The following is a 21,438-nucleotide window of genomic DNA, read 5'->3' on the forward strand; positions in this document are numbered from 1 at the left end:
GCTGTGCCCAGGCATCAAGGTCCAACTCCACTTCCATTATGGCGGCACGTGCCAGATTATCGCGTCGAACCGCGCGGCACGATCGAAAAGCCGCAATTGACCCTGTCTTCGTCGGGCGGCTCGTCGTGGATGACGCGCAGCAGCATGTCGGCGACGCGGTTGCCGATGTCGTAGCGCGGGATATGCACCGTCGTCAGCGACGGCTCGATGAAGGGCGAAAATTCCAGATCGTTGAAGCCGCAGATGCCGACATCCTCCGGCACGCGGATGCCGCGCGCCTTGCATTCGATCAGCACGCCGAAGGCCAGTTCGTCGCTCTGGGCAAAGGCGGCATCGACATCGGGCGCGCGCTCGAGCAGGCGGGAAAACAGCTCTCTGCCAAGGCCGATGCGGCTCGGCGCATCCCCGCCGATGATGAGATCGTCGTCGAACCGGCCGGCTTCCCGCATCACCGCCTCATAACCCTCGATGCGCCGGCGCGAGCGGACATCGGCGCCGCGGCCGATGAAGGCGATCCGACTATAGCCCCTCGACAGCAGAAAGCGGGTGGGCTCGGCGCCGGCCGCATGGTGATCAAGGCCGACGACCAGCCTTTGCGGCTCCTGGCTGAGATCGGTGATATGGGCGATGGGACAGGCGGCGCTCGCCATCAGCGGCAGAAGATCGCGATAGGATTCGGCGCCGGCGATGATGACGCCGGCCGGCTTCTGCGTCAGGATGGATTTCAGCAGCCCGGCTTCGCCCTCGCCATGGTGCAGCGTGCTGGAATATTGCACGGTGAACTCCGTGCCGCGGAAGCGATCCTCGATACCGATCATCAGGCCGGCGAAACCGTACTGATGCAGGGCGGGCGTGATGACGCCGATGGTGCCGTTGTGGCGGCCGGCCAGCGCCCGGGCGGCAAGATTGGGAATATAGCCCATCTCCTCGACCGTGCGCAGAATCTCCTCGCGCAGATCCTCCGAGACGATTTCCGGATTGCGCAAGGCGCGCGAAATGGTGATCGGGCTGACGCCCACCTTCTTCGCCACATCGCTCAGCTTCACCTGCATCCCGCGCTCGGCTTTCCGTCTCCGCTCAACCGAATTCTTCATCGCCCCTCAGATGCCGCCGACGAGACTCGCCCGCGGCCGATTCCCCGGTCATTACTTCCTGACCAAGAAATAATTTAGAGTCTACTAACTTTTATGTTTACAGCCGGTTCCTGAGATACGATTTCGATGGAAAGCGCGAGATGGCTTGCTTTGCGATGGGCGTTGAAGCGACGCTCGGATCACTGCACCGCCCTGAAATAGCTCATTAATCCTTGCGGCGGAGGCGGCCTTTGCCTGGCCAAATGCCCAGGCGATGCAGGTCAGAAACCCTTGTGATCCGGGCGGGAGCAGCGATTGACGCCAAGCCTCGGCAGCGAAGATTAAACGCATGTAATTTCTAACAAATCGGCAACATAAACATGATCAATATTTAATTTGTAAAGCCATCTGCCGCGCTCATATTTATGCCGAGCGCGAATTCTTCTTCCCCTCCCCGATCGTCGCCTCCCCGGCGATCGGCGCCGGCGAACGGAGGAATTGGCGCGACCTCACCCGACGCCAGGTCCAAGACACGGAACCACGACGCCATCGCAATCCAACGCTCTCGCAAGGGACCCTCCCCATGTCAGGCATCCACCGCAAACATTACGCCGCAGCGCTTGTCGGGGCCGCCGTCATCGCCGGCGCCGCCAGCCTCCCCTTCACCGTCAATTCGTCCAACGCCTTTGCCGCGCCTTCCGATACCGGCGGCGTTCTCGCCGCGAGCGGCTCCTTCGCCTCCGTCGTCGACGCCGACAAGCCTGCCGTCGTCACCATCACCACGACGATGAAGACGACGGATGTCAGCGCCGATCAGCAATCGCCGATGGACGAGCAGTTCCGCCAGTTCTTCGAGGATCAGGGCATTCCGCTGCCTCGCCCGGCGCCGCAGCATCGAGGTTCGGAACATGCGATGGCGCTCGGCTCCGGCTTCATCATCAGCGCCGACGGCGTGATCGTCACCAACAACCATGTCATCGACAATGCGCTCGACATCAAGGTGACGCTCGACGACGGCACGGAACTTCCGGCCAAGCTGATCGGCACCGATCCGAAATCCGATGTGGCCGTGTTGAAGGTCGAGGCGGGCAAGCCGCTGCAGACCGTCGCCTGGGGTGATTCCGACAGGCTGAAGCTCGGCGACCAGATCCTGGCGATCGGCAACCCCTTCGGCATCGGCACCACGGTGACGGCGGGCATCGTCTCGGCCCGCGGCCGCGACCTGCATAGCGGGCCCTATGACGATTTCATCCAGATCGATGCGCCGATCAACCACGGCAATTCGGGCGGTCCGCTCGTCGATCGTGAGGGCAAGGTCGTCGGCATCAACACCGCCATCTATTCGCCGAACGGCGGCAGCGTCGGCGTCGGCTTCGCCATTCCCTCGGACGAGGCCAAGGAGATCGTCGCCAAGCTCGAGAAGGACGGTTCGATCAATCACGGCTATCTCGGCGTGCAGATCCAGCCGGTGACGAAAGACGTTGCCGATGCCGTCGGCCTCGACAAGACCGGCGGCGCGCTGGTGGCCGCCGTCTCCGCCGATACGCCGGCCGCCCATGCCGGCCTGAAGCCCGGCGACATCGTCACCTCGGTCGGCGGCGAGACCGTCAAGACGCCGAAGGACCTGTCGCGCCTCGTCGCCGATCTTTCGCCGGGCACGCGGAAATCGCTCGGCGTCTGGCGCGACGGCAAGACCATCGATCTCAACGTCACCGTCGGCGCCAATGCCGACGGCCAGAAGCAGGCCTCGGCGGCAAGCCCGGAAGCGCAGGGCCAGGCCTCCGGCCAGCCGAGCCTCGGCATCGGCCTTGCCGAGCTGACGCCCGATGTGCGCCAGCAGCTCAACCTGCCGCGCTCGGCCAGCGGCGCGCTGGTCGCCAGCGTCAATCCGGACAAATCGGCCGCTGCCGCCGGCATTCAGTCGGGCGATGTCATCGTCGCGGTCAACGACCGGCCGGTGCACAATGCCCGCGACGTCAAGGCCGCTATCGCCGAAGCCGGCAAGGCCGGCCGCAAATCCGTGCTGCTGCTCGTCGAACGCGACGGCAGTAAGACCTTCATTGCTGTGCCACTTGCCGCCTGAGGACAGCCGTGGCACAAGGCCTGCAATGACGTCGCGATTTGCGGCTGCCGGCTGCGGCACAGAGCTGCGGCCGCCGGCCCTCGCAGCATTTGGTAAATGGCGGCATTTCCCCTCGAAAAAGCAACAGACCACCGGTTTTTCGTTCCGAAAAGCGACACGGAACCAAGGTGTTGCGCCATTACCTGACAGGTCCGCCGACGGCCAGTCAACTGCCGCTTTACCAATTAACCCTACTGGCTTACCTTAATATCAGCATCGACTTGAATACATCCCGCCCTGTGACATCGTATTTTCATGATCGCTAATTTGTTCCGGCACGGCGCACCGGAATGGTGACCCGCTTTTCCCGAAAGGGACCGGCTTCATGCATCAAGCAGCGCGCAACATCAAACGGAGGGGTATGCCATGAATAACATCTTGGAATTTCGTGCCAAATGCCCGGACGACAAAAGCCTGGCCGACTGTCGGGAAGCGCTTGAACCGCAGGTGATGAAGATTGTCGCCGAGGCTGTCGGCAGGGGCTATCGGCCGGCCGAAGCGGCCATGGTGGTCGCCGATATCGCCGACGACTATATCCTGATGCTATCGCGCGAGCTGCGACATTGACGGCTCGGCGTGCGCGGACAGATCCGCACACCGACACGCCGGGAACAAGGGAATCAGTGGACCGCGCGGCGCCTGCCGGGGTAGCAGGGGTACAGGAGACGAGACCAGCCGCGCGGCCCGGCGATCCAAACGCCGGATAGTTGCCGGAAGTTCCGGCTCCGGCGCTATCGCCATTTCGGCTGGGGCGGCGGCGCATTGGCCCGGATCTCATGCAGCGGCGCGTGAGACCCGAGCAGCTTTTTCAGCTTCTTCTCCTCCGCCGGGCCAATCCCAAACTTGCGGCAATGCTCGGCAACGTCATGCTCCCGGGGCCCGGGAACGCGAACTTGGCGGTTGCTCATGCTCTTCATGTCCGTTTCCTCCTTGAAGAGGATAACAAACAAAAGGCATTTTGGTTCGTTAGCAAAGTCTAATTTTAGCAAGGGGAGAAATACGGCACTATATCAGCCGAGCTGACGCCGTTTTGCTGCGTTTGACTTGCCGGCATTCGCCGTCAGTCGCCAGGCGCCAACAGCGCAAAGTTGGCGCCCGCTCAACTGATCTTCAGCCAATGCCTGAGTGCCGCCACCGCGCCATCGCTGGCATAGGCGATGACCCCGCCCGTCGTCAGCCCGGCGAAGGCGATCAGCCCTGAGATGCCATAGCCGATCGATTTCATCCGTTTCCACTCGTCGAGCGCCGGGCCGACCATCTCCTGGTTCTTCTCGACGGTTTCCTTGAGCGCCCTGATCTCGGCGCGGATCTGCGCGTTGGCTCCGCCTGTCATCGCCACCCTGGTATCGAGATGGGCGATCTGCCTTGCCTGTTCGTCGAGCCGCTTGTGGATCACGGCGCGGCCCTCATGGGCATTGGCCTTTTCGTCGCTCATCTCCTGGCGGAGCAGCGCGACGTTTTCCTCGATGCCGGTCAGCCTGCCCTCGACGCGCCCCAGAGCGCGCAGGATATCGTCATTGGATGTCATGGCGAGGCCACCTCAGAAATTGAATTTCAGCTTTTCGGACTGTGCAATGCCGCTCGAAATCCGGTCGATCATGATCGGCTGCGGGTGGATGAAGGATATCGGCGAAAGCTCCCCGACAGACGGCGCCGGACGCACCACCGACCCTACAGGCATGACCACCGCGCTCACGCCTTGATAGGTGATGACGTTGCCGGCGATGCTGGCGACGACCTGCGTGCTCAGGCGAGCCAGGCCGTCCGGACCGGAATAGATGTGCATCGTCTGCTCGGGCCTGAAGATGCTCGCATCCGCGACGACGATCTGGTTATAGGTGGTAACGCCGTCAGTTCCGGCCTGGGTGGTCAATGTCGTGCTCGCAAGCTCGAGCATGCCGGGCCAGACACCGCCTCTGGAGGGGGAGACCCAGGCTGCGTAGGTATCGATTGCCGCGTCGCAGCAAGCCGATGTCTGCGCAAGGATATCATCGCGAAGCCGCCATTTGCCCGAAGCGTCCGTTCCGTCCGACGGCCAGCTGTTGTTGGTTCCATAGACCTGATACTCGGCCCTGAGACCGAGATCGTTGCAGGTGATGGTCCCGGTCGCCGGCGAGGTGCCGCCGGCGAAATTGTAGGTGAAGGTGTTGGCGTCGAGGACCGATATCACATAGCTGCCGTTATAGGCCGTGGGCGTGGCGCCCGAAATACTGACGGTCTGGCCTGTCGCAAGTCCGTTGAGGCCGCTTGCGATGGTCGCCGTGGCAACCGTGCCGACCGAGGTCAGCGTGACGGTGCGTGTGATCGTCGTCCGCCCGAGCGGCGGGAAGGCGACGATTCTGACGCCGGCATATTCGCCGCGCAGGCGGGTGACCAGCGAGCGGTAGTTGGTCGTGAAGAACTGCGTATAGGTCGAGGCCGTGTCGTTCTGCCCCATCTGGTTTGCTATGACCGTGAACGGCCATTTATTGCCGTTGAAGGCGATGATTTCGCGAATGATGTCTCGGCGCCTGGTGGCGATCGAGGAGCCGCTGCCGGTATATTCGCGGACGGAGCCGGCGCCCGGCATGCCGATCAGGCAATGGGGAATGCGGCCCGGGCCGCCGTCCCTGTCGAGCCACCGGCGCAACCAGCCGAGATTGCCGCGCGCATCGGCTGCGGACGAATATTCCTGGCGCGCCTCGCCGATGCTGTCGACGAAAGCCAGCGCGACGGGCCTACCATCCCAATCGCCCTTGGCGACCATGAAATCGGCTCCCCAATATTGCGGCTGCGCTTGGGTGCCGTAGCCGATATCGAGCGCGGCGGTGCTGTCGGCGAGCGGGCTGTCCTTGAAGGCAAGAAGGGTGGCGAGATCGCCGGCGCCCCAGACGCGTTCGCCGCGATGCTTCTGGATGCGATAGACCGGCCAGATCTTCTCGCCGACGGCGGTGTGATAAAACAGCCAGATTTCGATTTCGCTTTCCGGCGCGACGTCGGGAATGGTGAGCTCGTCCGTCCAGGCGCCGTTCGTCTGGTCGGCAACGGTCACCGTGTTCGCCCCGGCAAAGGTGCACGGGTAGAAGACGCCGGCGACGCGGACGAACATGGCGTCGGCGACCACGGAATTGCCCGGCGTGCCGATCGTGCCGGTGACGACGGTTTCCTGCGGCGAATTTCCGCCTTCCGTCGAGGCGAAGCCGGAGAGATGAAAGCGGAAGGTCCGCGTCTTATATTGCGGCGTGTTGACGACGATCTTGGTGCAGACATAGTTCGTGCCGGAGGCGGCGGTGACGATCGCGCCCGACGGCATGCGGTTGCGGGTGGCGAAGAACATGTAGCGGTCGGGGTCTCCGGCGCTCCCGCCCGCGCCGTTCAGCATCGGATTGGCAAGGGCGAGCGAAATGGCATTCATCATCGGCGTGTTCCGTATCGGCTGGTGAGGTCATCATAGAATTTGACGCTGCGCTCCTGGCGGGCGTTCGCGCGGTCGAGCGCCTGGCGCTCGCGGGCGAGGATCGCAATCAGCGGCTCGCCTTCACGCACGGGCGCATGCGCTTCCTGCTTTCTGAGATCGTCTGGCAGCGGCGGCAGCACGATGCCGGCCGCGGCCTGCCCGCTCGCGACCGCCGCCTTGTTCAGGCGCTCAGTGGCGGAGCAGCCAGTCACGATCAGCAGCAGTGACAGCGCAAGCACGGTTCTTTTGCGAAAGCTGACGTTCATAGGATTGGATCTCGGTTTCGAGTGTGTCACTGGCGGCCTGCTCGGCGGCCTCCGCGGCCATAAGGCGCTTGCGGTGCTCTTCGCTGGCGAGCGACGCGGCGTTGCGCTGGCGTTCCATCTCGGCCGCCCGTGCATCTGCCGCGGTCTTTTCGGACATGAGGACGTAACCGGCGCGCGCCTGGCGCGCCGCAGAGGGGTAGCCGATCGAGACCGCATAGAGGTGATAGATGGCAAGGCCGGCGGCGATGCCGGCGCCCATCTTCAGCGCGTCGAGAAGGCCGAACATCAGATGCCCTCCAGGCAGAAGGCGCGCTCCTTCTGCCGGCGGCGCGTCAGGCCGGGAAAGGTGATACCGGCGGCGCGGTTCCATTTGAGGAGCGCCTCGCAGCCCTCGGCCGGCCTGCCCTGGTTGATGAGCTTGACTGCGCTCGAGCCGCAGGCCGCCCTGATGCCGACATTGTAGGCGAACGAGGTCAGCGCCACGAAGCGGGCATCCGGAAGCGGGACGGTGACGCACTGCTCTATGCCATTGGCGTACCGCTGCAGCTCGAGCGAAAGCAGCGCCCTGCACTCTCCCACCGTCTTATGGTCGCCCGGCTTCACGCCATTGGTGCTGCCGTAGCAGATCGTCCACGGCTGGCCCTGGGTGGCAGGGTCCGGATAGGCATGCTGCCGGAGCCCTTCGAAGCTTCCGACCAAAGCAACGGCCATCGCGGCCGCGGCGCTACCTTTCTGCAGGCGGTTTGCCATTCAGTTCTCCTGAAATTTTCTGCTGGAAGACGATGCGGGCGACGATCGCCGCCGCGGTGAAAAGACCCGACGTGGCCGATATGGCGAGCTCGATGTGGAGGTTGCGCAACACCCAGGTTGCGGCGACGAGGTGTAGTGTGGCCTGAAGACGATGCAGAGCGGCAGCGAAAGGGCCATCAGCCGCACCAACCAGGCGTGTTTCAGCACCTCGCGCCACCGATGTTCATGAAATCGCCTCGTTAAGGTGGATAAGTTTTGTGGAAGGTTGCAAATCGCCGCAGCCGGAGTCATTCATGCCGCGCCGATCGAGCGATAAGCCTTGCTCAAGCATTTGCGAATATTCTGCCTGGAACCAGAGCTTGCCGAAGGAGGAAAGCGAATGCGAATCTTGGTTTTGACTTTTGTTCGTCTCGGACCTGCTTTGGTCTATGCCATCGGTGCGGTATTTGCCGCCAGCATGCTACTGCTGGCCATGTATCCATCACGCCCGTTTGCTTGGGAGCTTTACCTGACGCTGCTGCCGGTGCTGCGCCTGCCTCTCATGTTACTCAGCGCGGCAGGGATGGGACCGTGGGAACTTCTCGCTGCGTTTGCATCGATGACGATTTTCGGCATCTATCTTGCTTTTCATCCGAAACGGTTTCTTAGGGCGCGCTTCGTTCATGCGCATGTTGCGCTGCTCGGGCTGGTGCTTGCCAATGCCGCCGCAAGCACAGCCGAAGCAGGTCGCAGTGGGGCGTCACTCCCCGATGGCTATATCGACTGGTCACTGCCGTTGCCGACAGCGCTGATCGGAACCGCGTTGATCGTCGTGGCCGCGCTCGCCTGCGTTTTCACGCACGTCGAGATCATCCGCCGCATTCGCATCCGGGCCGGCATCGACCGGCTGCTGGCGCATCGCGTGTCATTGCATTGACGGACACCGCCGGCGGCGCGTCCGTGTAAGTCATATCCCCAATAGTTTGGTATTCACCAATTTAAACGGTTGCGATTGCCATTTTCCGCAACCGTGCGAAGATGCGTCCAAACAACGCGGGGGCACCAATGAACAATCGACACTTGATTATTGCAGATGTCATCGGCAGGATTGGCATCTGCTCCTATTCAATACTTGTTGTGTGGACCAAGATCGCTCGGACGATGACGACCGGCGACTATCCGTCCCAAGGCGTCGTATTCCTGATAGCTGAGATCGCTGCGATCTTATTTATCGGCATGATGTGTGTCGTGACCCTGACGAGAATGCCCCAGGTGCGGTCTGCGCGCGGCGTTGAACCATACCTGACGGCGATGGGAGGCACCTTCCTCTTCCTGCTGATCGCCTTCCTGCCTCCGCCAATGGCGTTGCCAGATGCTGTGCGCCTTGCCGCAATGGTTCTGATGATCGTCGGCTTCCTTTCATCGGCATATATGCTTGCGATCCTCGGCCGCAGTTTCAGCATAGCACCTGGCGCAAGAGCTCTGGTCACAACGGGGCCATATTCCATCGTCCGGCACCCGCTCTATCTGACCGAGGAGATATTCATTATCGGAATGATCCTGTTCAGCTTTTCTCCGTGGACGGTATTTCTCGGAATCGTGCATTGGTGTCTGCAACTTCGCCGAATGAGCAACGAAGAGACGGTGCTCCGGGCGGCATTCCCAGACTACCGGTCGTATGCCTCGCGCGTGCCCAGGGTGATTCCGTTTTTGCCCATGCGCGGCAAACGCGCCACGACCATTGGATAACGGGAACCGCGCCGCCGCGTCGGACCCTCAGTCCTCGGTGACGGTCGACGCGGTCGCGGCGTTACCTTTCCGTAGACTGTTTGTCATTCAGTTCTCCGGAGATTTTCTGCTGGACGAAAATGCGGGCGACGATCGCCGCCGCAGCGAAGAGCCCCGATGCCGTGGAAAGGGCGATCTGGATGTAGAGGTTGCGCGACACCCAGGTTGCGGCGACGAAATTGATGACGGGCTCAAGGACGATGAAGAGCAGCGCCAGCGCCATCAGACGGACGGACCAGGCGTGCTTGATCACCGCGCGCCAGTTATGGACGAGCATGGTGGGCTCCGGTTTTTTGGCTTTAGAGTTTCAGTGCAACCTCAAGCCGGCAACTGCCAAAACGGCTGGGTTCTCGCGTCAGTTCACCTCTTATCGAAAACACGTCTTAGCACTTGCGGGCGGCCGCGCACCTAATGCGTAGATTTTCGCCTCGCGATAGAGGTTATTCAGATACCAGATCGGGAATTCATCTTTTGAAACAGAAAGCCTCATGTGCTTCTACCGCAAGGGAAATGAAACCCATCAGTCCACATCCAGATGGTGCCGGTCGCACCAGCTACTTGCCGAATCTGCTTGCTGGTGTTCGTCCAGATATCCGCCGAACCTATTGCGTAATTGCTTGCCACTTGAATGGCACCGACGTTGCCGCCATCATTCAAGATGCCCGCGCCAAGTACTCCTTGCGCTGGATCCGAAAGCAGTGCCGAATTGGTGCCAGAAGAAGAGGTGAATTGGAACCGCAGCTTCGCTTTGACTTTCACGCCATTGGGGACGGTCAAGGTCAACAGGGCAGATGCCGTTGAGACAGCTAAGCTGATCGCATCTTTGACCGGCGCCACGAAGGTATACTCGTCACGTGGATACAGAACAAACGGCCGAATGTTCGAACTTCCATCCGTCAGCACCACGCCGATGCATCTCACGATGGTATAGCCCGTCAGTAGTGTCGTGGTGATGCCCGCGATGGTTGGCGAGGTCGAGAAAACCACGTCGAAAGACGGGTCGGCGTCCTTGCGCAAGGCATAGGCGAAGTATGTCGTATTTGCTGCAACGGCGCCGGCGTCAAGGCCGCCCGCGCCCGTTCCGGCCGCAAACGCTCCCGTCACCCTTTTGGTGAATGACGCTGCGCTGGACACGAAATTTGACCCCGACCTGGCCGAGCCGGAGGTAAAATCGATATGGGTGTTCGGGCTGGCGCCGTTGTTGGAAAGGATGAGGCCGACTACGAAATCGCCTACGGCCGAACCGTCGGCTTTGCTCTCGATCCTGGCGGAAAGCTTATTGGTGAAGAAGGCGCCACCCGAACATGTGATGTTGACGCTATAGCCTTTCTTGAGGACAAGGGTGGCCGCGCCGTCGATCGTCTCGGAGCCGGCGGGATCAATCGTCACGTCGCCACCATCGGCAATGACGCAATAGTGCCAGTTTGCGCCGAGCGTTGCCGCTGCGCTGAGGGTGAGCGTCGCTGCCGCGGTGAAGCGATGGACCGCGTTGTCATCGGAGGCAAGCGCCGTGTAATCGCCTGATTTCGCCGCATAGAGCGATGCCTTGTCGAACCCGACGTCGGCGCCGTTCTGCGTGAACCCCAAGAGCCCACCGCCCTTCAGATAAAAGCCTGTCTGAGGATTGGTGGCGAAGCCGAGGCCGGGCGCCGAAACCGTGCCGCCTGCCGCTTTGAGTGGCGCAGTCATCGGTGCCGACCCGTCGCGCGGCAGCGAGTTGGTGATTTCATTGCCGAGATCGGTGGTCAGCGCATTCCAAGGCGCCGGGTCAATGACCTGACCGACCGACGGCGTCGTGCCGGCGGGTTTCGAATAGACGCCGGTTGATGGGTTTCTGGGCATTCATCGTCTCCAAAGAAAAAGGCCCCGCGGATTGCGAGGCCGTTGCTGGGTGTGTAGCGACAGCGGGTGCACGAGCGACCGCATTTTACGGGTTGATCAACCAGCGATCGACAGCCTCGATCTGCCACCTCAAGAGCGCGGATATGGCAACGCAGCGGATTGCCCTAAGGCAGCACTTGAATTTGTCCGTTAGTGAGATCAGTCAACGGGGAAAAAAGGGGCTCGAAAGAGACGCCCCGACAGCGCTCGATTTAGCCAGTGGACTGCTGCCTTTAGATCCAGGGCCAATTGGGCCAGCCACGGTTTTAGTTATGTAATAATCCTCAAAGCGCCCGCACCGTTACATTTACCAGTTCAGCCAGATAATTTTTCAAGCCACGAGGCTCGATGAAGCGGTAATAGAGGTATCCAAATGCGACGGAAGCATCGTTCCATGAGCTTTGCGTGGTTCTGATTTCCAGTTCCGCTTGCGGGCCTGTCAGATCGATATCCCTCGCACTGGCCCAGGCATTGCAGAAAAATGCGATGCGATGAGGAAGGTTGGAGTGAACGGGTCTCACACCAGGCTTTGTATCGACCCCGAAGAACGAGATGTGGGCGGGCGTAAATGCCATCCTGGTTTGCCCGCCCCAAAGCATGCGGAATTTAGAGGTATAGTCTGCAAACCCATACTCCGAGACTTCGCTAGACAGCGGAAGCTTATCGACTATCCAATAAACCGAAAATGCAGACCATTCAGGATGATCAGCGAAATATTGAGAGACAGCCAGATCCTTCGCTGCCCGTGCTTGCCACGCCGCGTAACTCTCCCACCACCGGCCGGTGAACACGGTGAGAAGTGATGCAAACAACACAATTGCAACGCGGTGGCTTTGAAGGCTCGTCGATCTGAATTTAATCACGCGCCACGTCCCGATGCCCACCACGCTCATCGGCAACGGCATAAGCATCGCGTTTCTCATCAACACGCCGGGTGCGGGGCTCTTACCGACGAGTATATAAGGGACCGTTCCACATAGCAGTAAAAACACTCCAAAGCCGATAATCTTGAAACCGTCGTTACCGCGTTCATTTAGTTGTGCGTTTCGAGCATTTCCGCTGTTCAGGAACACAAAGCACGCGACAATAAGGATCGAACAGACCGCGGCGCCAAGGTAGAGATATGCATTCCAATCATCAAGACTTCTCGCCAGCGGAAAGATTATTCCATTCACTATAAATCGGTAGGAATTCCCCGCGAGGCTTTCGAAGCCCAGGGTAAAGCTATTGTAGTTACTGTATAATCCGGATCTCTGGTAGAAAATTACCTTATAAACCCAGTACATGACGGGCAGAATGGTGAAGTCCGTTCGGGCAAGGCAGAATGACCAAAATGTCGAGACCAATTCCCGCGCATTCCGAACTCGGCGCCCTGTCCTTCTCAGCCACACCGCATAAACAAGCACGAAACCAGCCGCATAAAGCACCAGCAACGAGTTAAGCGTGAATGCCATGAGATAAATGCAAATTGCCAGTCCGCGGAGGAGATAGTGGCTCCTCCCATGCATCCATTCGATTGACAGAAATAAATATGTCGCCAATAGAAAAAGCGCATAGGCATTAAAGTATATCGAATATGTAAAAATAACCGTGACTGTAGGCAGTGGCAGTAACTGCGTAAATATTGCGAGCACCAAAGACTCTCGCTCCGAAAGAAATCCGGACTTTGAAGCTAGGAGGTAGGAGAAGATCGCAATAATGTAGACACCGATTATGACAAAAGACTTTAAAAGAAGAACATTCCCGGCCAAGGCCATCGGCCAGACATAATAGGTGAAGACCGGCACCCCTGCTGAAGAAAACATCTCCGCAATGGCGATCCAATCATTGTAGATCAACGTTGTAAATAAACCGGCGTCCTCGGCGAAGATTCCTTCATTGACGAAGGCCATCCAATGGGTGAAGAGAACAGCAACCGTCAGCAGAAGCAGGCTACTCAGTTTCGGCTTGGCTTGAAGCTGTTCACGCATCGCATTTCCCGCTCTAGAATTTCCGATATCGAGCCTTTGCGGAGCGCTTTTCTAAATCAACCATTGTTGTAAGCAAGAGCAAAATCCCGCTCATCCCACCCCGTGTGCGCCCGGAAATAGGAGACTTGTGGGTACTATAACTTGAGGTGGCGCCGGAGCAAAACTATGGGTAGCGGGCCGCCCGTTAGTGCTGTAGACGGTCGGCTTCGACTCGTACTTACGATCAACTCAAACGCGGGCCCTTTATGCTCAAACGTCCAGTCAAAAACGCTCTACCCAGTTCGGCTATTGCAGCCGTAAGTCACTGGCGGATGCGTGAGAGGCTGTATAAATCGTGGAGCAAAGCAGCGGCGGCGGCTCCCGCACATCAACGCCTGCGGATGATAATAGCCTCGGCAATAAGCATTTTCTCCCTGATGTTCCTGCTAAAGGCGGTGGATTGGGAGGAAGCCGTCCGCATTTTTCGCAGCGGAATATCCGTCGCATCGCTCCTGTGGTTTATGCTTGTCACCTTCGGTATTGCTGTGGGTTATGCGGTGCGGTGGCGCCTGTTGCTGGATGGCAAGATCGGTTACGGAACATCCCTCATGGCCTCCCTGCTCGGCCTGGGCGCCAACATGTTCCTTCCTGCGAGAGGTGGAGACCTCTTGCGTGTACATTACAGCCGAGTTGTCGCGACTGTCCCCTACGTAGACGCTCTTGGTAGGCTTCTGATCGAAAAGATGGTCGACTTGGTGACGATCATTTCCGTCGGCATATTGTCTTTGGTTTTACTGAACCATAGCCTGAATTCCGAATACCGAAATCTGCTCCTGGCCATCATGTCTGGTGCAATAGTTGGGATATTTCTATCGGCAGTCCTGGTAAGGAATTTCGGCGATCGGGTTGTCCCGATATTGCGGCCCGTCTTCGGTCTCCTGCGACTGCAAGATTTCTTTGACCGTCACGTTATTCATTTTATCCGAAATTCAGCGCGAAGCTTATCTCTGTCCGTGACCATCGTTCCGGCCGTTCTCACGCTGGTTTTGTGGCTTTCGGCATATGCCCTTGCGTATATCTTCGTCGCCCGATTTGTCGGCGTCGCGCTGAGTTATCAAGAATCGCTGTTCGTGTTGTTTGCCGGCGGGTTGGGCCTGATGATCCCAGCTGCGCCATCCGGCGTCGGCACCTTCCATGCGTCCGTCGTTTCGGCATTCGTGCTGCTTGGGCGGTCGCCATCGGAGGGGTTGCTCCTGGCAACAGCCGTTCATTGTCTCTTTTTTGTGGTGTACGTCGTGCCTGCAGCCCTCATCCTGGGACATTGGCGCTTGAACCGCTTGGCGCCGAGATAACTCTATGAAAAATTATTTCTATTCTCTCGTGAGAAAGTACATTGGGCTGTTTGTCTTAGGCCAGAATTCTGTGGTCGAGATCGATCCGACGACGCCGCTTCTGGTCGGCAAATTTCCTCAGGGCAAGGTGGCGTTTCGTTCAGGAACGCAACCGACCGAATCCGTGAATGAATTTGATCAGCATAAGGTCGTCAAGGTCGAAGAGGTCGCTGACAACAAACCTGATTACCTGATCATCAGCGGCCTCATTCACTACGAACGAGACATACAGAGCATGTTCGCTCAGGCACGTGCGTTGTGCTCGCAAGAGACACGGCTTGTCCTTACCTATTACAGCAGTATGTGGCGGCCGCTTGCAACGCTCGCGTCCAGGCTCGGTCTGCGCCGGCGGGTTCCTGAATCGAATTGGCTTGCCCATGAAGACGTCCAGAATCTTCTGACGCTCGAAGACTTCGAATTGATACGACTGGACCAGAAGGTCCTAATCCCGGTTTACATCCCACTGATCAGTGGCTTTGTTAACCGTTGCCTTGCTCCTCTTCCGCTTCTTCGAACTCTCTGCCTTCTCAACATCGCGATTGCGAGGCCGATCGGCGATGCCGCGTCGAAGACCAAGCCATCGGTGTCAATCGTCGTTCCAGCGAGAAACGAGGCTGGAAATATCGAGGATATTGTCAAACGGTTGCCGGTTATGGGGCCGGACGACGAACTCATTTTTGTCGAAGGCAATTCAACCGACGCGACGTGGGAGGCGATCCAGGAAGCGCAACAGCGTTATGGCGGCGAACGCACTATCCTGAGTGCCCAGCAGGATGGCAAGGGTAAAGGCGATGCCGTCAGGAAGGGTTTTTCGCTAGCCACCAAGGAAATCTTGATGATTCTCGACGCGGACATGACCGTTCCGCCCGAGGATTTGCCGAAATTCTACAATGCCATCAAGGACGGGAAAGGCGAGTTCATCAACGGCACTCGCTTGGTCTATCCGATGGAAAAGGAGGCGATGCGCTTCTTCAATCTCCTGGGCAACAAGTTCTTCGCATTGGCTTTCTCCTTCGTTCTTGGCCAGAGATACAAAGACACCCTGTGCGGAACCAAGGTGATCAGCCGCTCCAATTATCTCAAGCTTCAGGCAAACAGATCCTACTTCGGTGATTTCGACCCCTTTGGTGATTTCGACCTGATCTTCGGCGCGGCGCGGATGGGCCTCAAGATCGTCGAGGTTCCGATCGGCTATCGCGAAAGACTCTATGGTGAAACGAACATCTCGCGTTGGCGCCACGGTGCCATTCTGTTGGCCATGCTGATTTTTGCGGCAAGACGAATAAAGTTTCTCTGACGATGGAAACCGAAAACGCTCTCTATGAGGCGGATCTTGCTCAGACGCTGGCAAATCGCGAGCGGCTAAGCGCAAATCCGAACCTGATGCACTGGTATGGTGAGCTCTACAAGGAGATGTTTCGACAGGAACCGGATATTGCCGTGAATACCGTTCTGGAAATCGGGAGCGGAACGTCACCTCTCAAGCGCTTCCTACCGAATGTCATCACCTCCGATGTGCTGAAATTAGACTATCTGGACTTTGTCTTCGATTGCCATGAGATCGCGGGGTTGCCTGACGTTGCGGATCACAGCGTCGACGTGATTACGATGACGAATGTCCTGCATCACCTGAAGGATCCCCTTGTGTTCCTCCGCGGGGCGACGCGCAAGCTCAAAAAGGGCGGCAGGGTGTATGTGACGGAACCTTATTTGTCTTGGTTCTCCTACCCGATGTATAAACTTCTCCATCACGAGCCGGTGGATTTCAGTATCCGCCGCCCGGTTCTGGATACCGTTCAGGGCCCTCTTTCGACCTCAAACCAGGCGATGCCGCATATGATCTTCTTTCAGCGGCCGGACTGGCTCGCTGAGCTTGCAGATTGCTATAGCCTTGAGAAGACAAGGATCAGCTATTTCACCTCGCTCTCCTATATGGTGACAGGCGGGATATCGAGGACGTTTCCTGTGCCGAGTTGGGCCTATAAGCCTTACTTCAAGCTCGACAAAGCAATAGGCACCGCGCTGCCCAAGGTGTTCGCCTCGTTCTTCACGGCCCGCCTCACGTCAAGAGAAGAGGTGTAGGGATGGTTTTGCTGCGTCTCGCCGATTGGCTCTATCGATATTGTTATCCCCTTTATTACCCTCTCTATTCCGTATGGAAGGCAGTTTCAGAACGACGTGAGCGCGCCCTGATGCGGGCGATGATTTCACCGGGCATGATCGTCGCCGATATCGGCGCAAATATCGGAATATATACCCGCCTGTTCTCCGATCTGACGGGAACGGCCGGCCATGTGCATGCCTTCGAGCCCGCACCGGCGAACTTCGAAAAGCTCGAAGCGACGGTAACCGGCTTGTCGAATGTATCGCTGCGGCACGCCGCGGTAGGAGCGGCCAGCGGCACCACAAGGCTATATGTCTCGGCCGAGCTGAACGTCGATCACCGAACCTTTGACAGTGGCGACGGGCGAGCGAGCATCGACGTCCCGATGGTGAAGCTCGACGATTATTTTTCGCCAGGGCAGCGGGTCGATTTTATCAAAATCGATGTTCAGGGATACGAGCTGAGCGTTCTGCAGGGTGCCGAGCGGGTCCTGCGGGAGAATCGCGACATCAGGGTATTCATGGAATTCTGGCCTTACGGCTTGTCGAAAGCATCGGTGAAGCCGTCTGAGCTCACCAGATTCCTGGAGATGCTGAATTTTGAGTTCCACAACATAGCGGATCCATCTGGCGCTGCTTTCAATTCCGAGAGCCTCGATCCGACAAACGCGAGCCAATATTGCAATCTGATCGTTGCAAGAAGAGCGCCCGCCAATCACAACATCCGTTAAAGGCGGCGTGCGGACGATGTTATCCACCAGCAAAAAAATCCTGATCGCTCGTTATCTATCTAAAGCGGTCTTGTTCGTCCGAGGTTGCGTTGGCTTACCCGCGACCGTCATTGCGAAGCGCCGCGGAATAAGTTGGTCGCTAGACCTGAGGGACGGTGTTGATTTTGCGATCTACCTATTAGGTGGGTTCGAGGTCAGAACGCTCGATCGATATAGAGAGCTGATAGCAGAGGGAGACGTCGTCCTCGATATCGGCGCCAATGTGGGTTCTCATACACTGCCCCTGGCGCAATTGGTGGGCGGAACCGGCAGGGTAATCTCCTTCGAGCCGACGGCTCATGCATTCGCGAAACAGAAAGCCAATATTTCGCTCAACCCGACGCTCGCCAAGCGAATCGACGCTCACCAGATGATGCTTATGGCAAGTGCGTCCGAAGCGATGCCCGAAGCGGTCTATTCAAGCTGGCCGCTAGAAGTTGCCGAAGATTTGCACAGCGAACACCACGGTCGTCTGATGTCGACACAGGGCGCGCGGCTCGGCACCCTGGACGAAACACTGCGGGATCTTGGGCTCGTCAAGGTTGATTTCATAAAGCTTGACGTTGACGGAAATGAGCTTGCGGTTCTACTGGGGGCGGCAGCGACGCTTAACGAGTACCAGCCGCGTATAATGCTTGAACTGGCCCCCTATGTTTATGCTGATAATCCCGGAGACTTCGATCGATTGTTGAAGCTTCTATGGAAGGCCGGCTATGAAATTGGCGAAATGGCATCTGGCAGGAAGCTGCCTGAAGACGCCGACAAAGTACGCGCGATGATAGCGGAAGGTGGCGGTATGAATGTGCTGGTCAGAAGCAAGAACCCCAAGGGAAGGTAGATAATTTACTTCGAAGGTTATCGGATGGATAGGAAAGCAATCCTGCTTCCTTTTCTCGTTAGGAACGCGGCGATGGATGCGCAATTCAATGAATGCATGAAGGTAGCGAGAAGGCTTGTCGACCCGAGCTTCCTCGAATCGTTGAAACAGCCTCAACCGCGCGCAATTATCGTGGCGACCACAATGATCTGGTTTCAGATCATTGTCTCTTGGGCGATCGCGCTCCTCGGCCCTTGGTGGCTCCTATGGCTGCCATTCCTGATTAACTCCGCGACAACGCAAGGCATGTTGCTTTGGGTACACGAGGCGTCGCATTACCATCTCTTCTCCAGCCGCCGTAAGAACGATATCTGGTGCGATGTGTTCTTTGCTGCGCCTGTCGGGATGTCAGTCGGCGCGTATCGACTGCGCCACATGAGCCACCATGCACATCTTGGTACAGAGAAGGATGAGGATGGTTATCCCTATCGCGAGCCGATCAAGGGCTTCCGGGCGCTCGCGTGGGTCATGATAAAGGCGCTGAGCGGTGGCATGGGAGTGTGGCTGGCGGCTGACAAATATGGTGGTTTGGCTCGAAAGAAAGCATCGGGGAACTCGCTGTCGCCTTCCTGGTCGGCGCCGATGGTGACGATTATCTTCAACAGCTTGCTGCTTGCGCTCTGCATTGCCACAGGCCGATGGTATCTTTACATTCTGTTATGGGGCTATCCGATCGCTGCCGTAGCAATCGCCCTGAATATCGTGCGCACCATTGCGGAGCATCAGCCCGAGGACTATCCACTTTACGAGGATGGACGGGAGCGGGCCATGATGCCGCTGGCCCGGACGACAGCGCCTAATTGGTTTGAGAAGTGGCTTATGTACCAGGCGAATTTCAACTACCACATCGAGCACCATCTTTTCCCGGCCATTCCGCAGCACAATCTCGCAAAACTTCATAGGCACCTCCTCGAAGGAGGATTCTACGAGCATTTTCCGGGGTGCCTGCAGCGCAGCGGTTTTGCAAAATTCATCCGCCTCTCGAGAAATCGCAGGAACGACGATTTCTCAGATTCGGTTCAAGATGCGTTGGCTCTCTGAAATCTAAGGTATTGAACGCGACAGTATGAACTCTCAGGTGACAACTCATATAAGATCGACCCTTACAACATGCTGCTGCTGCGGCGGTAAGAGCTCCACCGTTGTCGCCACCGGCCGCGATTATATATATCACGGCAGCGAAGACTCCTTCACATACGTCCGCTGCGATGGATGCGGTCATTTCTATCTCAATCCTAGACCCGACATCAGTGAGCTGTCGCTGATGTATCCGGCCAACTATGGCACCTTCTCGAACAGATTTCAGGGCCGGGCAAACCTTCTTGGTAGAATAAAGACAATCGTCAATCGAAAGCGCCTGAAGAGCGTTGTCGCGCATCTGCCTTTGCGGGCAAGGGTGCTCGATGTGGGATGCGGCAACGGCGAACTTTTGATTGCACTTCGCCAAGCACGTCCGGATCTTGAACTTTTCGGCCTGGATTGGCATTTCCCGGTTGAAACGCGTGCCGCTCTGGAAAGACATGAAATAGGTGTCATCGAGGCGCCGCTTGAAGCGGCGGAATTGCCGGCACAGCCCTTTGATCTCATCATCATGCTCCAACTCATAGAGCACCTTTGGGAACCGGAAGAGAGCTTGCGGCGTCTCGTCCGCGCGTTGGCGAAAGATGGCCGGTTATTGATCGAAACTCCCAATACCGACGGCTGGGATAGGTGGCTGTTTGCGGGCTGCGCGTGGGGCGGATACTATTTCCCGCGGCATTTGAACCTCTATAATTTTGAGCGTTTGGCTGAACTCCTGCACAGAGTGGGATTGACGGTTGAATCCCAACGCAGTCTTCCAGCGCCTTTGATCTGGATTTACTCCCTTCAAGGGGCTGTGCAGGCGCGCTTCGGCTGGAAAAGCTCCTTAACAAGGCTTTTCGCTGTCAAAAACATCCCACTGATTGCGGCTTTTGCTTTTCTTGATACCGCCGCGATCGCCATGAGATTGTCGACGTCAAACCAACAGGCAGTTTCAAGGAAGGTTTAGTCGCGATATCTCGCCTCGTTTGCGAGGAGGCAAATCCGGCTCAGCATCCGCCCAGTTCTTCAAATCGTGCTTGTGGAATAGCGGGATGGGCTTTGTGTGTAGAAGATCGGATTACCCAACAGGGAAAAGACGGCCCGAAAGAGACGCCCTGTTTTCTGCTTTGTTTTGTGGACTACGTCGGCCTATCGTCTCTTGAACAAGAGGTCGGCTCCATAGACATCCGCGCGGGTACCGATCACGCCACTGTTGCGGCCTTCAAAGCGAGCAGCGAGATCAAAGCCCATTTCGTCGGCTATTCCCCTTAATGATGCTTCTGAAACGGTCTGGTGGGGATAACGTATCTCCACGTTGTCAAATCCTTCCGGAACCGGGCCAGCGCCATTATCGAAAAGCCGGGACGACTGAACGGTGAAAAGTTTCCTGTTCGAGAAGGCATTCCGTGCCAAATAAGCGTAACGAGTTGTCCTGCTCAGAGCCTCGCGCCACAATTTTTCCGGATCCGCAAGGTATTGAAGCGTCCCGCTGCTGTAGAATACGTCAAACTCGGCCGGCAACTGGTCGGAGTACGATATCCCCGGCCTCAGGTCCTTCGCGGCCTCCGCCATGGATTTTGTCTCCACGATTGTGAATGACCAGGCTGGGAACTGCTTGCGCAAAACGGCGCAGAACTCCCCAGCGGATCCGCCGAAATCGACGAACCGGCCGGACGGAACATCCATAGCCGGCAGGAGATCCGCAGGAAGCTGGACATAGGACTCTTCCTGACCAACTAACTGGCGTGAGCGTTTTATCCGAAAGGCTGTGAGATGCTTGTCCCCATACGCGGGAGCCGCCGCCGCCGCTTCGCTCCATGATTTGTACAACCTCTCGCGCATCCGCCAGTGATTTACGGCTGCAACTGCGGAACCAGGTAGAACCGATTTGACGAGACGTTTGAGCATAAAGACCTGCTTTTCCTAATGACAGTCGAGGATGAACTGACCGTCTACAGCACAAACAGGTGGTACGCTACCCACAGTTTCAC

At 57.9% G+C, this 21,438-nt stretch carries 22 protein-coding genes and 1 pseudogene; 11 read left to right on the top strand and 12 right to left on the bottom strand.

All coding sequences use genetic code 11. The annotated features are described in order from the left end of the window. Positions 1-56 precede the first annotated feature (56 nt). On the bottom strand, positions 57-1,094 hold the full coding sequence (locus J7U39_RS13975) for a LacI family DNA-binding transcriptional regulator (RefSeq protein WP_210628722.1): 1,038 nt from the start codon (positions 1,092-1,094) through the stop codon (positions 57-59). A 562-nt stretch (positions 1,095-1,656) separates the two neighbouring features. Here J7U39_RS13975 and J7U39_RS13980 point away from each other — a divergent pair. Further along, positions 1,657-3,156, top strand: coding sequence for a DegQ family serine endoprotease (locus J7U39_RS13980; protein WP_210628723.1), 1,500 nt, complete (start codon positions 1,657-1,659; stop codon positions 3,154-3,156). Positions 3,157-3,561: 405 nt separating this feature from the next. Further along, positions 3,562-3,762: a hypothetical protein gene (locus J7U39_RS13985; RefSeq protein ID WP_210628724.1), complete on the top strand. Its 201-nt coding sequence runs from the start codon at positions 3,562-3,564 to the stop codon at positions 3,760-3,762. Positions 3,763-3,926: 164 nt separating this feature from the next. Here J7U39_RS13985 and J7U39_RS13990 read toward each other — a convergent pair whose 3' ends face one another. From J7U39_RS13990 to J7U39_RS31800, 7 genes and pseudogenes are all read right to left on the bottom strand, one after another. Then, positions 3,927-4,112: a hypothetical protein gene (locus tag J7U39_RS13990; RefSeq protein WP_082240273.1), complete on the bottom strand. Its 186-nt coding sequence runs from the start codon at positions 4,110-4,112 to the stop codon at positions 3,927-3,929. Positions 4,113-4,294: 182 nt separating this feature from the next. After that, a complete protein-coding gene (locus J7U39_RS13995; RefSeq protein ID WP_210628725.1) occupies positions 4,295-4,723 on the bottom strand; it encodes a DUF1515 domain-containing protein in 429 nt (142 codons plus the stop codon). 12 nt (positions 4,724-4,735) lie between these two features. Then, complete coding sequence (locus J7U39_RS14000) at positions 4,736-6,592, bottom strand: hypothetical protein (RefSeq protein ID WP_210628726.1); 1,857 nt, start codon at positions 6,590-6,592, stop codon at positions 4,736-4,738. Continuing rightward, complete coding sequence (locus J7U39_RS14005; RefSeq protein ID WP_210631674.1) at positions 6,589-6,816, bottom strand: hypothetical protein; 228 nt, start codon at positions 6,814-6,816, stop codon at positions 6,589-6,591. The genes J7U39_RS14000 and J7U39_RS14005 overlap by 4 nt, the downstream gene beginning before the upstream one ends. Before the next feature lie 4 nt (positions 6,817-6,820). Next, a complete protein-coding gene (locus tag J7U39_RS14010; protein ID WP_210628727.1) occupies positions 6,821-7,183 on the bottom strand; it encodes a hypothetical protein in 363 nt (120 codons plus the stop codon). Next, entirely contained in the window at positions 7,183-7,647 is a 465-nt protein-coding gene (locus J7U39_RS14015; RefSeq protein WP_210628728.1) for a lysozyme, read from the bottom strand. Before J7U39_RS14015 ends, J7U39_RS14010 begins: the two co-directional genes overlap by 1 nt. Continuing rightward, positions 7,622-7,824, bottom strand: a pseudogene (locus tag J7U39_RS31800) (hypothetical protein). Before J7U39_RS31800 ends, J7U39_RS14015 begins: the two are co-directional and overlap by 26 nt. 202 nt (positions 7,825-8,026) lie before the next feature. Between J7U39_RS31800 and J7U39_RS14020 the strand changes: the two are divergent. Then, complete coding sequence (locus tag J7U39_RS14020) at positions 8,027-8,563, top strand: hypothetical protein (protein ID WP_210628729.1); 537 nt, start codon at positions 8,027-8,029, stop codon at positions 8,561-8,563. Between the two features lie 128 nt (positions 8,564-8,691). Then, positions 8,692-9,375, top strand: coding sequence for an isoprenylcysteine carboxylmethyltransferase family protein (locus J7U39_RS14025; RefSeq protein ID WP_210628730.1), 684 nt, complete (start codon positions 8,692-8,694; stop codon positions 9,373-9,375). Positions 9,376-9,436: 61 nt separating this feature from the next. Here J7U39_RS14025 and J7U39_RS14030 read toward each other — a convergent pair whose 3' ends face one another. From J7U39_RS14030 to J7U39_RS14040, 3 genes are all read right to left on the bottom strand, one after another. Continuing rightward, entirely contained in the window at positions 9,437-9,691 is a 255-nt protein-coding gene (locus J7U39_RS14030) for a hypothetical protein (RefSeq protein WP_210628731.1), read from the bottom strand. A gap of 209 nt (positions 9,692-9,900) precedes the next feature. Further along, positions 9,901-11,256 carry a hypothetical protein gene (locus tag J7U39_RS14035; RefSeq protein ID WP_210628732.1) on the bottom strand — a complete coding sequence of 452 codons (1,356 nt, stop codon included), beginning with the start codon at positions 11,254-11,256 and terminating at the stop codon, positions 9,901-9,903. Between the two features lie 323 nt (positions 11,257-11,579). Then, positions 11,580-13,265, bottom strand: a complete 1,686-nt coding sequence (locus J7U39_RS14040; protein ID WP_210628733.1) for a hypothetical protein — start codon at positions 13,263-13,265, stop codon at positions 11,580-11,582. 311 nt (positions 13,266-13,576) lie between these two features. On the opposite strand from J7U39_RS14040, the gene J7U39_RS14045 reads away from it, so the two are divergent. The 7 genes from J7U39_RS14045 to J7U39_RS14075 all read left to right on the top strand — a co-directional run bounded on the left by J7U39_RS14045 (position 13,577) and on the right by J7U39_RS14075 (position 20,414). After that, the gene (locus J7U39_RS14045) at positions 13,577-14,596 is read left to right on the top strand and encodes a lysylphosphatidylglycerol synthase transmembrane domain-containing protein (protein ID WP_247241669.1); all 1,020 of its coding nucleotides are present in this window, start codon (positions 13,577-13,579) and stop codon (positions 14,594-14,596) included. Positions 14,597-14,600: 4 nt separating this feature from the next. Then, entirely contained in the window at positions 14,601-15,932 is a 1,332-nt protein-coding gene (locus tag J7U39_RS14050) for a glycosyltransferase family 2 protein (protein ID WP_210628734.1), read from the top strand. 2 nt (positions 15,933-15,934) lie between these two features. After that, complete coding sequence (locus tag J7U39_RS14055) at positions 15,935-16,717, top strand: class I SAM-dependent methyltransferase (protein ID WP_210628735.1); 783 nt, start codon at positions 15,935-15,937, stop codon at positions 16,715-16,717. Positions 16,718-16,719: 2 nt separating this feature from the next. Beyond that, on the top strand, positions 16,720-17,469 hold the full coding sequence (locus J7U39_RS14060; RefSeq protein WP_210628736.1) for an FkbM family methyltransferase: 750 nt from the start codon (positions 16,720-16,722) through the stop codon (positions 17,467-17,469). A gap of 16 nt (positions 17,470-17,485) precedes the next feature. Next, a complete protein-coding gene (locus J7U39_RS14065; RefSeq protein WP_210628737.1) occupies positions 17,486-18,346 on the top strand; it encodes an FkbM family methyltransferase in 861 nt (286 codons plus the stop codon). Between the two features lie 72 nt (positions 18,347-18,418). Beyond that, positions 18,419-19,426 carry a fatty acid desaturase family protein gene (locus J7U39_RS14070; RefSeq protein ID WP_210628738.1) on the top strand — a complete coding sequence of 336 codons (1,008 nt, stop codon included), beginning with the start codon at positions 18,419-18,421 and terminating at the stop codon, positions 19,424-19,426. 223 nt (positions 19,427-19,649) lie between these two features. Beyond that, a complete protein-coding gene (locus tag J7U39_RS14075; protein WP_247241670.1) occupies positions 19,650-20,414 on the top strand; it encodes a class I SAM-dependent methyltransferase in 765 nt (254 codons plus the stop codon). A 182-nt stretch (positions 20,415-20,596) separates the two neighbouring features. On the opposite strand, the gene J7U39_RS14080 is transcribed toward J7U39_RS14075, so the two are convergent. Beyond that, entirely contained in the window at positions 20,597-21,355 is a 759-nt protein-coding gene (locus J7U39_RS14080; RefSeq protein WP_210628740.1) for a hypothetical protein, read from the bottom strand. Positions 21,356-21,438: the final 83 nt, after the last annotated feature.

The organism is Rhizobium sp. NLR16a, assembly GCF_017948245.1.
Lineage (GTDB): Bacteria > Pseudomonadota > Alphaproteobacteria > Rhizobiales > Rhizobiaceae > Rhizobium.